This window comes from Bradyrhizobium sp. cir1, assembly GCF_014198245.1.
Classification (GTDB): Bacteria; Pseudomonadota; Alphaproteobacteria; order Rhizobiales; family Xanthobacteraceae; genus Bradyrhizobium.
In genome coordinates this window covers 11,718-24,777 of sequence record NZ_JACIHE010000025.1, presented here as the reverse complement: position 1 = coordinate 24,777, position 13,060 = coordinate 11,718, and the positions used below count along the sequence as shown (strand labels likewise).

At 64.3% G+C, this 13,060-nt stretch carries 10 protein-coding genes; 5 read left to right on the top strand and 5 right to left on the bottom strand.

Annotation, left to right across the window (positions count from 1 at the left end; genetic code table 11):
- Positions 1 to 55 precede the first annotated feature (55 nt).
- Entirely contained in the window at positions 56 to 1,036 is a 981-nt protein-coding gene (locus GGD63_RS33230) for an amino acid--[acyl-carrier-protein] ligase (RefSeq protein ID WP_183248445.1), read from the bottom strand.
- A gap of 56 nt (positions 1,037 to 1,092) precedes the next feature.
- Positions 1,093 to 2,310 carry an acyl-CoA dehydrogenase family protein gene (locus GGD63_RS33225; protein ID WP_183248443.1) on the bottom strand — a complete coding sequence of 406 codons (1,218 nt, stop codon included), beginning with the start codon at positions 2,308 to 2,310 and terminating at the stop codon, positions 1,093 to 1,095.
- Positions 2,311 to 2,662: 352 nt separating this feature from the next.
- Here GGD63_RS33225 and GGD63_RS33220 point away from each other — a divergent pair, with 352 nt between their 5' ends.
- The 3 genes from GGD63_RS33220 (at position 2,663) to mtnA (ending at position 5,204) form a co-directional block, all read left to right on the top strand.
- Complete coding sequence (locus tag GGD63_RS33220; RefSeq protein ID WP_183248441.1) at positions 2,663 to 2,935, top strand: phosphopantetheine-binding protein; 273 nt, start codon at positions 2,663 to 2,665, stop codon at positions 2,933 to 2,935.
- Positions 2,936 to 3,203: 268 nt separating this feature from the next.
- Complete coding sequence (locus GGD63_RS33215; protein WP_183248439.1) at positions 3,204 to 4,079, top strand: S-methyl-5'-thioadenosine phosphorylase; 876 nt, start codon at positions 3,204 to 3,206, stop codon at positions 4,077 to 4,079.
- Positions 4,080 to 4,097: 18 nt separating this feature from the next.
- The gene (mtnA, locus tag GGD63_RS33210) at positions 4,098 to 5,204 is read left to right on the top strand and encodes an S-methyl-5-thioribose-1-phosphate isomerase (protein WP_183248437.1); all 1,107 of its coding nucleotides are present in this window, start codon (positions 4,098 to 4,100) and stop codon (positions 5,202 to 5,204) included.
- A gap of 101 nt (positions 5,205 to 5,305) precedes the next feature.
- Here mtnA and GGD63_RS33205 read toward each other — a convergent pair whose 3' ends face one another.
- Complete coding sequence (locus GGD63_RS33205) at positions 5,306 to 5,941, bottom strand: HAD-IA family hydrolase (protein WP_183248435.1); 636 nt, start codon at positions 5,939 to 5,941, stop codon at positions 5,306 to 5,308.
- A 104-nt stretch (positions 5,942 to 6,045) separates the two neighbouring features.
- On the opposite strand from GGD63_RS33205, the gene GGD63_RS33200 reads away from it, so the two are divergent.
- Both GGD63_RS33200 and GGD63_RS33195 read left to right on the top strand, forming a co-directional pair.
- A complete protein-coding gene (locus GGD63_RS33200) occupies positions 6,046 to 6,804 on the top strand; it encodes a trypsin-like serine protease (RefSeq protein ID WP_183248433.1) in 759 nt (252 codons plus the stop codon).
- Between the two features lie 125 nt (positions 6,805 to 6,929).
- The gene (locus GGD63_RS33195) at positions 6,930 to 8,432 is read left to right on the top strand and encodes an NAD(P)/FAD-dependent oxidoreductase (protein ID WP_183248431.1); all 1,503 of its coding nucleotides are present in this window, start codon (positions 6,930 to 6,932) and stop codon (positions 8,430 to 8,432) included.
- Positions 8,433 to 8,666: 234 nt separating this feature from the next.
- On the opposite strand, the gene GGD63_RS33190 is transcribed toward GGD63_RS33195, so the two are convergent.
- Both GGD63_RS33190 and GGD63_RS33185 read right to left on the bottom strand, forming a co-directional pair.
- Entirely contained in the window at positions 8,667 to 9,593 is a 927-nt protein-coding gene (locus GGD63_RS33190; protein ID WP_183248430.1) for a response regulator, read from the bottom strand.
- Entirely contained in the window at positions 9,577 to 12,948 is a 3,372-nt protein-coding gene (locus GGD63_RS33185) for an ATP-binding protein (protein ID WP_183248428.1), read from the bottom strand. The genes GGD63_RS33190 and GGD63_RS33185 overlap by 17 nt, the downstream gene beginning before the upstream one ends.
- Positions 12,949 to 13,060: the final 112 nt, after the last annotated feature.

Genomic DNA, 13,060 nt, shown 5'->3' with positions numbered 1-13,060 from the left:
CGAAAAGCCGCGTCGCACTTTGCGCTAACGCGGCCCTTCGGGTCCGGATCATGCTCTAGCGCCAGCCTTCGCCATGGGCTTCAGTCGCAAGATGCGGCTGCAGGCCCAGGAGGTCCCGCACCTTGGCGGGCCAGGCGGAAAGGTCGGTGCCGTGGGTGTGGAACATGGCGACGGCCAGGCGGTCCATGCCGAAGGCGACGCAGCCGGTATGGGCCGGCTCGCCATTGGCGTCCTGGATGCCCCAGGTCGTGCCGAAATGCTCGCGGTGATAGTTGAAGCTCATGCAGGCGGTCGGCTGCTCTTCCGAGCGCAGCGGGATCAGGAGCTCGAACTTGAGCTGCTGCTGCTTCTGGCTCACCGCCTTCATCTGGCCGACGCGACCAAAGAAGGGATCGCTGGCATAGTCGACACGGAAGGTCAGGCCGAGGTCGCGGGCGATCGCCTGTGCGCGCACCATCCAGCGCTCGCGGAAATCGGCGACGTCATCGGGGGTGCCGATGCAGACATATTCGCGCATCCGGAACGATTGCAGCCGGTCGAGGTGTTTCGAGGGCTCGCGGCGGAAACAGTCGGCGGCGACGTCGAAGCGCAGGCCGCCCTTCGGCAACTGGCCGCGGCTCGCCGCGATCGGATAGACGGGATAGCAGGCCGCCGGCGACAGCACGAGGTCGGCCGGGGACAGCGACGTGGTCCAGTCGCCACCGGCATCGAAGCGGCTCACCGCCGCGTTGATCTCGCGCTCGGTGCCGTGCAGGCCGCAGACGCAGCCGAGCAGGTTCGGGAAGCTCTTGAGATAGCCCGATTTCTCCAGCTGCGCGCGGCTCATCACCGGCGGGAAGCGCAAGGCTTCGGTGCCGGCTTCGCGATGGCTGGTGATCAGTGCGGCGAGCCGCTCGACGATGCCTTCATAGAGCGCGGCGCGGGCGTAGACACCGTCCGAGCCCATGCGGTGGAACAGCTTGTCGGCGAGATGATCGAGCGGATCAACGATTTGCGGCGCGGTTTCCGGCGAATTGGGGAGGACGGCAATATTCATGGGTCGATGTCCTGCTATCTCGAAATTGTTCTTGTTGAACTGGTCGGGAAGGCACGTCAGTCATGTAGGCTCGATGGCACGCCGCTCATCAGCGTCGAGGTGGCGGCGTTCGCCAGAATACGGTCGTTGTTGATCATGATCGGCGACGACAGCACGTCGCGCAGATGCCGGCCCATGGTGAACTCGCCGTCGTTGCGGTAGCCGGAAAGGCCCGCGGTGCGCATCGCATGCATCACGGTCTCGACCGCGAGCTCGGAGGCCTGCACTTTCAGGAGTGTGATCGACGACTGGAAGTCGAGCGAGCCGAGCGCCCGCTCGTCGTGCTCAACACGGGCGAAGGCGTCGATGTTCGCAGAGATCAATGCGCGCAGCTTGGCGAGCGACATCTTCGCGGCGGTGAAATGTGCAGCCGCCGGCGGCATCTGTCCGCCGGAGGTGCGGGCTGCCTTGCGGATGAATGCCTGCGCACGCGTCACCGCGGCAGCCGCAATGCCGGCCCAGGCGGACGACCAGCACAGATGCGCGAAGGGCGTCATGGTCTGGGCGTGGATCTTGTCATAGGCTTCGGGGAAGACGCGGTCGGCGGGGCAGTCCACCTTCAACTCGAAGCCGGTCGAGCAGGTGCCGCGCATGCCGAGCGTCTCCCAGCCCAGGGTCCGCTTCAGCGAATAATCGTCCTTGGCGAGCGCCAGCAGCACCTGGTCGGAGGCAGCGGCTTCGGTGGCGCGGCGGGCAATGGTGACGAGACCGTCGGCCTCGGCGCCGTAGGAGATCACGGTGGCATCGCGCACCAGCGAGACGGTGTCGCCGGCATGGTCGACGGCGGCGGCGCTGGCGCGGATGTTGCCGCCGTTCTGGCCTTCGGTGGTGGAGGAGGCGAGCAGCCACTGGTCACGGGCGACCCGGCGCATCATGGTTTCCATCCAGGGGATGCCGTGGCCGTGCCTGACGACGCAGGCGACCTTGGTCTGGTGCATCGCATAGATCATCGCGGTCGAGGCGCAGGCGCGTCCGAGCGTGTAGCAGATGTCGGTGACATCGTGGATCGATGCGCCGAAGCCGCCGAACTCGACGGGGATCATGACGCCGAGCAGCTTTTGCTCGCGCGCAACGTCGAAGGCCTTATGAGGGAAGCGGGCGTCGCGATCGACCCCGTCTGCATCGGCCGCGGCCGCAGCGGCGGTCCGGGCAGCGCGCTCGACCAGGGAGGGGCCCTGCTCGAGGAAGATGGCTTGCGTTTCGTCGACAGTAAGGACTGCTTCACGCACGTTCATACTCGTCCGCCTCCGGTTGTCGTTCAGGATCGCGCGCATCATTCGCGATGCGCTGATCCTCCGATCATCTTTGCTTGTGCGAGAGGCTACGGATTTAATTCAAATTCGTCGATGAAATAGAGGGTAAACGAAGCCCAATTCCGAATGGACAGTTAAGGCCCGGTTTTTCGCATCCCCCGGATTTCCGCGATCGCGTTAGTGAACTGGAAGCGGCATGAATTTCAGACAATCTGAGTCATCGTTTACTAAGAAAGGCGAAGTAATGGTGACACCCATTGCGGGATCGGTCGTCCCTGCCCATCGTACCCGGCAGTCCGGCCCGACCTTTACATAGAGAGATGGGAATTTATCGATGCAGGCCTTCGAACCCGAATTGCGCAATCGCATCATCAAGCTGGTGAAGGGCATCTTCACGCAGAACGCGCTGTCCGCCGATGTCACCCCGTCAGCCAAGCTCGTCGACGTCGGCCTGACCTCGATGGACATGGTCAATCTCATGCTCGGCGTCGAAGCCGAGTTCGACTTCACCATCCCGCAGTCCGAGATCACGCCGGAGAATTTCCAGTCCGTCGAGACGCTGGAACGGATGGTCGCGACGCAGTTGCGTTTGGCGGCCGCGGCTTAACTAAATTCTCTCGGGGTCGTCCTGGCGAGAGCCAGGACCCATTACCCCAGGGAGGAATTTGGCGAAGGCTGGTCGTTCGGGATTAATGGCGTTCCCAACGATAGACCTAGCGGTATGGGTCCTGCCTTTTGCCAGGACGACACCGAGTGAGTGGCAAGCGCCTGCGCACCTCACAGTCCCGCCATCCCCCTCCACCCCCGTTCCAAAACCGCCGCAAAACTGGCATAGCTTTAACCATGTCGCACGTGGCGAACAGGGTGGAGCGGGTATGACGCAGGCGGTATTGGGCATCATCGGGGGCTCCGGCATCTACGACCTGCCGGGTCTCGAGGGCGCGCGTGAAGAGGTGATCGAGAGCCCCTGGGGCGAGCCGTCGGCTCCCTTAAGGCGCGGCTTCATCGCCGGCCTGCCGATCGTGTTCCTGCCGCGGCATGACAAGGGCCACCGGCTGTCGCCGTCGGACATCAACTATCGCGCCAATATCGACGTGCTTAAGCGCGCTGGGGTCACCGACCTGATCTCGCTGTCGGCCTGCGGCTCGTTCAAGGAAGAGATGCCGCCCGGCACCTTCGTGCTCGTCGACCAGTTCGTCGATCGCACCCACAAGCGCGAGAGCTCGTTCTTCGGCCGCGGCTGCGTCGCGCATGTGTCGATGGCGCATCCGGTCTCGCCGCGGCTGCGCATCCATCTCGCGGCGGCTGCCGAAGCGGAAGGCATCGCAATCGCGCGCGGCGGCACCTATGTCTGCATGGAAGGGCCGCAATTCTCCACCTATGCGGAAAGCATGACCTACAAGACGCTGGGCTATTCGGTGATCGGCATGACCAATATGCCCGAAGCAAAACTCGCGCGTGAGGCCGAGATTTGCTACGCCACCGTCGCGATGGTGACGGACTTCGACTGCTGGCATCCCGATCACGATGCCGTCACCGTGCAGGACATCATCCGTGTGCTGACCTCGAACGCCGACAAGGCCAAGGCACTGGTGGTGCGGCTGGCGAAGGATTTCCCGCGCGAGCACGAGCCGTGCCCGATCGGTTCGGACCGCGCGCTCGACACCGCGCTGATCACGGCGCCCGAGGCGCGCGATCCCGAGCTCCTGAAGAAGCTCGATGCGGTGGCAGGGCGCGTGCTGCGCGGTTGAGACGAAAGGCAGAATGCCATGAAGGTCGACGGCAAGCATTTCCGCAGCATCTGGCGCGAGCGTGACGGCTGGTCGGTCGGCGCGATCGACCAGCGCCGGCTGCCGCATGAATTCGTCATCGCGCGACTGACCTCGTGCGAGGACGCAGCCGTTGCGATCCGCGACATGCTGGTGCGCGGCGCGCCGCTGATCGGGGCCACTGCGGCCTATGGCATGGCGCTTGCGATGCGCGAGGACGCCTCCGACGCCGGCCTGCAGCGCGCCTACGACACGCTCGTTGTGGCACGGCCGACCGCGATCAACCTGAAATGGGCGCTGGACGAGATGCGCGCGACGCTCGCGCCGATCGATCCGCTGGAACGGGCGGAAGCGGCCTATGCGCGCGCCGACGAGATCGTCGAGCAGGACGTCGAGATCAATCGCGGCATCGCCGGCAACGGGCTTGCGCTGATTGAAGCGATTGCGGCGACGAAGCCGGATGAAGTGGTCAACGTGCTGACCCATTGCAACGCCGGCTGGCTCGCCACCGTCGACTGGGGCACGGCGACCGCGCCGATCTACCTCGCGCATGAGCGTGGTATCAAGATCCATGTCTGGGTCGACGAGACCCGTCCGCGCAACCAGGGCGCCTCGCTCACCGCCTGGGAGCTCGGCCATCACGGCGTGCCGCACACGGTGATCCCCGACAACACCGGCGGGCACCTGATGCAGCACGGTATGGTCGATCTCGCCATCGTCGGCACCGACCGCGTCGCCGCCAATGGCGACGTCTGCAACAAGATCGGCACCTACCTGAAGGCGCTCGCCGCGCATGACAACGGCGTGCCGTTCTACGTCGCGCTGCCGTCGCCGACGATCGATTTCACTGTTGATGACGGCATCCGCGACATTCCGATCGAGCAGCGCAGCGGCGCGGAGGTCACCGACATGACCGGCCGTACCGCCGATGGCCGGCTGGAAACGGTGCGGATCGTGCCCGAGAACTCGCCGGTCGCGAACTATGCGTTCGACGTGACGCCGGCGCGGCTGGTGACGGGCCTGATCACCGAACGAGGCGTGCTGAAGCCGGATCGTGCTGCGCTGGCAGCGGCGTTTCCGGAGCGGATTGCTGCTGCGGCGGAATAGGTCTCGTAGGGTGGGCAAAGGCGCGGACGCGCCGTGCCCACCATCTGCGTTTGGTGGGCATGCTTCCGCTTTGCCCACCTACGGCTGCGGAATAAGTTGCGCTAGCTCAGCTTCAGCCCCGTCGCCTTCTCAAGCTCCGCGATCGCCTGCGCCCCGCTCGTCACCTTGATCGTGGTCATGCCCATCTCGCGCGCGGGCTTCAAATTGACGCCGAGATCGTCGAAATAGACGCAGTTGTTCGGATCGACCTTCAGCGTCTCGATCATCCGCCGGTAGATGCGCGGATCCGGTTTGCGCAGGCCGATCTTGGCGGATTCGATGACATGATCGAACAGCACCATCACCTCGGCGATGTAGAGGGAGCGTCCGGTCATGCTGCCGATGGCGTTCGCCGGCAAATTGTTGGTGATGCAGCCCGTCCTGAATTGCGTCTTGATTTGCTTCAAGGCCTCGACCATCTCCGGCCGCAGATCGCCCTGCAGCAGCGGCAGCACGTCGCGGCCGCGCACCTCCGCGCCGAACGCACGGGATTCCTCGGCGAACAAACGATCGAAGGTCTCGATATCGACCTCGGCCCGCTCGAATCTGGCCCAGGCGTTCTCCAGATGATTGGCCGCGTTGGTGCGCCGGATGATGTCGGCGGGCAGGCCGCGCTCGGTCTCGAACCGCGTGAACGCCTCGAACGGCGAGCTCGTGAGCACGCCGCCAAAATCAAAGATCACCGCTTCGATCGCCACGATCCTGCCCTCGTCAATTCCTTTCCAAGAGGGCTAGCATGCGCTATCGGCAAGAGCCAGTCCGAAGCAATCGTCCGCCTTCACCGATGCCGATGCGTGTTCCCATGAAGAAGCTTGCCACGTTCATCACAGCTGCACTGCTGCTCGCCACACCTGCCCACGCCATCGTCGGTGGCGGCACGCCGCAGGCCGATGGGGTCGCGCGCGCCGTCGTCACCATCGTCGGCTCGCGCGGCAATTTCTGTACCGGCAGCCTGATCGCGCCAAAACTGGTGTTGACGGTGGCCCACTGCGTACAGCCCGGCGCCGACTACAAGATCGTCGATCGCGGCGCAGACGGTGCGCCGCAATTGCTGAACGTGCGCACCGTCGCGATCCATCCGAACTTCAACATGCAGGCGATGCAGGCGCATCGCGCCACCGCCGACGTGGCTTTGCTGCAACTGGAAATTCCACTCAAGGGAAAATCGACAGTGCCGGTCGGCATGCCGACTATTCCGATCCAGGTCGGCAGCCGCTTCGTCATCGCCGGTATCGGCGTCACCGCGCGCGGCGACGGCAAGAGCGGGGGCACGACGCGCGTTGCCGGCCTTGTCGCGACAGGGCAGCCGGGCACGCTGCAGATCCGGCTTGTCGATCCCGTAACCAACGGAGTTCGTGACGGAATTGGCGCCTGCACCGGCGATTCCGGCGGTCCTGTGTTCGAGGACAAGCCGAATGGTGCCGTGCTTGTCGGCGTCATCAGTTGGTCCACGGGGCCGAACGGCGCGGCCGGCTGCGGCGGATTGACCGGTGTCACGCCGCTCACGCTCTACCGCGACTGGATTTTGCAGACCGCGCGGAGCTGGGGTGCGGCGCTGTGATTTGACCGCGACTTGATCTATGTCATTTTGTAGCGGAAGCGCGATGGGCGACCATGCCTGTCGCGGAGGAAACGCGCCGTCCGGTCAAGGGCGGCCACAAAAACAAGCAAGGCATAGAAGCAACAATGAATGTCGCTGTACGCAGTCACGCCACCACCAAGCAGGCCTCGGAACATTTCGACGTGCTGATCGTCGGCGCCGGTATCTCCGGTATCGGCAGTGCCTATCATATCGAAAAGCAGCTGCCGGGCACGAGCTACGTCATCCTCGAAACGCAGGCGACGTTCGGCGGCACCTGGAGCACCCATCGCTATCCCGGCATCCGATCGGACAGCGACCTCCACACCTTCGGCTACAGCTTCAAGCCCTGGGTCGGGCCGCCCATCGCGACCGCCGAGGAGATTCTCTCCTACATGAAAGAGGTGATCGACGACAACGATATCGCCCGCCACATCCGCTACAAGCACAAGATCAATTCCGCGAGCTGGTCGAGCGAACAGAATCTCTGGACCATCGAGGCAACGGCCACCGATACGGGCGAGGCAAGGACCTTTACCGCAAACTTCCTCTGGATGTGCCAAGGCTATTACCGCCATTCGGAGGGCTACACGCCGGAATGGAAGGGTATGGACCGCTTCAAGGGCCGTATCGTCCATCCGCAGAACTGGCCTGACGACATCGATCTCAAGGACAAGAAAGTGGTCGTGATCGGCTCAGGTGCGACCGCGGCGACACTGGTGCCGAACATCGCGGACACATGCGCGCACGTCACTATGCTGCAGCGCTCGCCGACCTATTTCCGCCTCGGCCGCAACGCCATCGAGATCGCCGAGGAGCTGCGCCGGCTCCAAGTGGACGAGGCTTGGATCCACGAGATCGTGCGGCGAAAAATCCTGTTCGAGCAGGATGCGTTCACGAAGCTCTGCGTGTCGAAGCCCGAGCAGGTCAAGAAGGAGCTGATCGGCCAGATCAGCGCGGTGCTCGGCCCGGACTACGATGTCGAGAAACACTTTACGCCCAGCTATCGTCCGTGGCGGCAGCGCATTGCCTTCGTGCCGGATGCCGATCTGTTCAAGGGCATCGCCAGCGGCAAGGCCTCCGTCGTCACCGACGAGATCGAATGCTTTGTCGAGAACGGCATCCAGCTCAAATCGGGCAAGCTGCTGGAAGCCGACATCATCGTCACCGCGACAGGCTTCAATCTCGCGGCGCTCGGCGACATCGCCTTCGAGATCGACGGCAAGCCGCTCGCCTTCGGCGACACCGTCACCTATCGCGGAATGATGTTCACGGGCGTGCCGAACATGGTCTGGGTGTTCGGCTATTTCCGCGCGAGCTGGACGCTGCGCGTCGATCTCGTCGCCGATTTCGTCTGCCGGCTGCTCGGCCACATGAAGGCGAAGGGCAAAAGGAAGGTCGAGGTGAGCTTGCGCCCCGAGGACCACAACATGCCGATCCTGCCCTGGATCGATCCGGAAAACTTCAACCCCGGCTACATGATGCGCAACATGAACCTGCTGCCCAAGCGTGGCGACAAGCCGGAATGGCAGCACAGTCAGGATTACTGGACCGAAAAGGACGAGATCCCGAAGACGGATCTGGATGATGGGGCGTTCGTTTACGGGTGATGTAGCGAATGAGGGGTGAGTGTGGCGGTCGCTCGCCACACACTCGATTGTCGTCCCGGGGCGCGAAGCGAACCCGGGACCCATAACCACAGTGAGAGGTGGCTACGGGGACTCGGAGTTATCAACTCGCGCCAAACTACTCCCTGTGGTTATGGGTCCCGGATCGGCGCTGCGCTTGTCCGGGACGACATCGTTGTTTGGGCGAACGGCGTACCAACTCATCAACAGAGTAAGCTACGAATTCCTTCGCGTCGCATTCGCTGCAATGGCCGCGGCCGCCGTCCGGTTCTCCACGCCGAGCTTGGAGTAGATCTGCTCGAGATGCTTGTCGACCGTGCGCGGGCTGAGGCCCAAAATCTGCGCGATGTCGCGGTTGGTCTTGCCCTTGCTGAGCCAGGCCAGCACCTCGCCTTCGCGCGTGGTGAGCCCGAGCTCGCTGGTGAACTCGGGCGGCAGTGCGGTGCCGGCTTCCTTGGACAGCCGTAGCAGGAATTCATTCGGCGCGGTCTCGCCCATGTAGTAGAGGCGGAGTTGCGGACTGTCGGGCAGGGACGCGGCTTGCGATTTCGCGCTTCCCTTCCCCTTGACCTGCTCCAGCCATTGCAGCAGTGACGGCGGCAGAACGAAGTCGTCGGCCTGCGCGCCGTGATGATCGGCGAGCAGCTTCTGTGCCTGCGGGGTGGCCCAAAGCAAATGGCCCTGCCGGTTGACCGCGAACAGGAAGCGGCCGGAGACGTCGAGCGCGGCGCGCGCGCTCTGCGTCAGCCGGGCGTTGCCGAGATGCACGCGGATGCGCGCCAGCATTTCCTCGATCACGATCGGTTTGGTCACGTAGTCGACGCCGCCGGCGTCCAGCCCGCGCACGATGTGCTCGGTCTCGGCAAGCCCCGTCATGAAAATCACGGGAACGTTGGCAAGGCCCGCATCGCGCTTGAGGCGGCGGCAGGTCTCGAACCCGTCGATGCCGGGCATCACCGCATCGAGCAGCACGATGTCGGGCGTGATCTGGTCGACGATGCGCATCGCGCTCGCGCCATCGAGCGCCACCATCACGGTCATGCCGGCGCCGTCGAGCGCGTCGGTGAGCAGCCGCAGTGTCTCCGGGGAATCATCGACGACGAGCGCGACGTCGCGCTTCTTTGGTTCAATGCTCATAAGCATGCAACGTCTTCAATGTGGTCATGTACTGGTCGAGATCGAAGCGATCGACCAGCGACCGCATCTGCGCGACGAAGTCGGCATGCTCCGGGTGCTCGCTGCCGATCTCGTCCAGCTTGAGCTGGATACCCTTGACGTAGCCGATCTGGCCGAGCCCGATCAACGCCTCGATGTGCCGCGCCGGCGGCCGTGACCCGCTCTCGGGCCGCCAGAACGGCACCGCGATCTCGTCCGAGCCGTACTGCCATTCGATCTTGAGGAGCTGGCGGATCGTCTCCAGCAGCCGCGGAATGTCGATCGGCTTCATCAGATAGCCGTCATGGAAGGGCTGTGCCAGCGGCGTGCCGTGAGCCTCCAGCGCACTCGCCGACACCATCAGGATACGCGCCTGGTGATGGCCGCTGGCGCGCAAGGCCTCCGCCACCGCCCAGCCGTCCATCGCCGGCATGGAGATGTCGAGCAGGAACAGATCGGGACGGCAATGTTGCGCCAGTGCCAGGCATCCCGCGCCGTCGGGCGCGCTGAGCAGGATGAAGCCGAGCGGCGTCAGCACCTCGCGCAGCAGGTCGCGATGCACGGGGTCGTCGTCGGTAATCAGGATCGTCTTGCGTGCGCCGTGATAGCCGGAAACAGGAGCTTCCACCGGCGCGATGCGCTGCGGATTGGTGACCTCCGACAGCAGGATCTTGACCTTGAACGTCGAGCCGGTGCCGACCGTGCTCGTGACCTTGATGTCGCCGCCCATGACGCCGGCCAGCAGCCGGCTGATCGTCAGGCCGAGGCCCGTTCCGGTCTGCGGCTGCGCGACGCCGAGCGCGCCGCGCTCGAAGGGCGCGAAGATGCGCTCGAGATCGTCGCCCCGGATGCCAGGGCCGGTGTCGATCACTTCGAACTCGGCGACGGGGCTGCGATAGTGCACGACGAACTGCACGCTGCCGGTCTGGGTGAATTTTATGGCGTTGGAGAGCAGGTTGATCAGCACCTGGCGCAGCCGCTTCTCGTCGGCATAGACCACGACCGGCAGATGCGCGGGACGTCTGAACACGAAGTCGATGCCCTTGGCGGCGGCCTGGAGGCGGAACATGCCGACGAGCTGGTCCAGGAACTCGCTGAGCCGCACCTCGTCGCGTGAGAGGTATAGCCGCCCCGCCTCGATCTTCGAGATGTCCAGAATGCCGTCGATCAGGCCGGAGAGGTGATCGGCGCTGCGGCGAACGACGCGGACCTGGTCGCGCGGCTTGGTGCTCAGCGTCGCGTCCTGCTCGAGCAGCTGCGCATAGCCGCTGATGGCGTTGAGCGGCGAACGCAGCTCGTGGCTGAGGCCGACCACATAGCGGCTCTTGGCGAGGTTAGCGGATTCGGCGACCTCCTTGGCGCGCTGGAGCTCGGCGTCGGTGCGCTTGTGGGCGTCGATTTCCTGGATCAGCAGCGCGGTCTGCCGCCGCGTCTCAGCCTCGGCGGCGCGGCGGCTCTGCTGTGCCAGCACGAACAGCCAGGCCACCACGCCGATGATGATGCTGAGCGAGAAGAACACCTTCCACAGCACGTTTGAGATGAGCATGTTCTCGCCGTGCACGCTGGCCGAGGTCTGGAGATAGATAAGTCCGAGCACCAGCGCGACGAGACCCGCCGAGACCACGAAGACGCCGACGTAGTGGCCGAATTGCGAGTTGATCCGCTGATAGATCGGCTGCGGCAGGATCTTGCCGAGCGCCTCGGCAAACTGCACCTGTGCGCGCGCATGCGGCTTGCAGAGATCGTGGCAGCGGGCGTCGAGCGAGCAGCACAGTGAGCAGATCGGGCCGGCGTAGGCGGGGCAGGAGGTGGTGTCCTCCGGCTCAAAACTGTGCTCGCAGATACAGCACTGGATCGCCTCGATATTGGCCCAGCTCCGCTTCGGCTTGCGCGCGATGTAGAATTTACCGTCCGTGAGCCAGGCGATCACAGGCGCGGTGACGAAGGCGACCGTCAGGGCGACGAAGGCGGCCAGCGCCTTCATGGTCGGACCGAACAGGCCGTAGAACGCCGCGATCGAGACGATGATCGCGAGCGTCATCGCGCCGACGCCGACCGGGTTGATGTCGTAGAGATGCGCGCGCTTGAACTCCATTTGCGGCGGACGCAGGCCGAGCGGCTTGTTGATCACGAGGTCGGACACCAGCGCGCCGACCCAGGCGATCGCGACGTTGGAGTAGAGCGCCAGCGTCTGCTCCAGCGCCTTGTAGACGCCGATCTCCATCAGCAGCAGTGCCACCATCACGTTGAACACCAGCCAGACCACGCGACCGGGATGGCTATGGGTCAGACGCGAGAAGAAATTCGACCAGGCGATCGAGCCGGCATAGGCGTTGGTGACGTTGATCTTGATCTGCGACAGGACCACGAAGATGCCGGTCAGGGCCAGCGCGAGGTCCGGCTCGGACAGCACATATCGAAAGGCGACGAGATACATATGCGCCGGCTCGGCGGCCTCTTCGGGCGGCACGCCGTGGCTCAGTGCAAAGAAGGCCAGGAACGAGCCGGCCAGGAGTTTCAGCGCGCCGAGCACGATCCAGCCCGGTCCCGCGCTCATCAGCGCGATCCACCACGATGCCTTGGAGGCGCGGCGGTCGCGCGGCAGAAACCTGAGGAAGTCGACCTGCTCGCCGATCTGAGCCACCAGCGAGAACACCACCGATGATGCCACGCCGAACAGCAGCAAATCGAAATGCCCGTTGAGGTCGCCGTGCTCGCCGGAGAATTTGCGCCATTCCGTGAAGGAGTGGGGATTGGCCCAGGCGATCGCAACAAAGGGCAGGATGTGCAGGACGATCCAGAGCGGCTGCGTCCAGAGCTGGAAGCGGCTGATCAGCGTGATGCCGTAGGTCACGAGCGGGATAATCGCCACCGCGCTGATGAGGTAGCCGATCGGGCGCGGGATTCCGAGGCACATCTCCAGGGCCGTCGCCAGGATCACCGCCTCCACCGCGAAGAAGATGAAGGTGAAGGAGGCGTAGATCAGCGACGTCACGGTCGAGCCGATATAGCCGAAGCCGGCACCGCGGGTGAGGAGGTCGATGTCGATGCCGCATTTGGCGGCATGATAGGCAATCGGCACGCCGCAGCAGAAGATGATGGCGGAGACGACGAGGATCGCGGCCGCGGCGTTGGTGACGCCGTAATTCAGGGTGATGGTGCCGCCGATCGCCTCGAGCACCAGGAAGGAGATCGCGCCGATCGCGGTGTTGGCGACGCGGGCGGCGGACCAACGCCGCGCGCTCTTGGCGGTGAAGCGCAGCGCGTAGTCTTCCAGCGTCTGGTTGGCAACCCATTGGTTGTATTGGCGCCTGACGCGGTCTATTCGCTGCCGCCCTGCCACTCTTTACCCCACTACCGAAACGGACCCGGAGCCCTCGCAAATCCCGTACCAAAAGCCTACGTCGGTATTTTGCGGTGCAGTATACGCGATCTTGCGTATGCTTGCGCTGCAC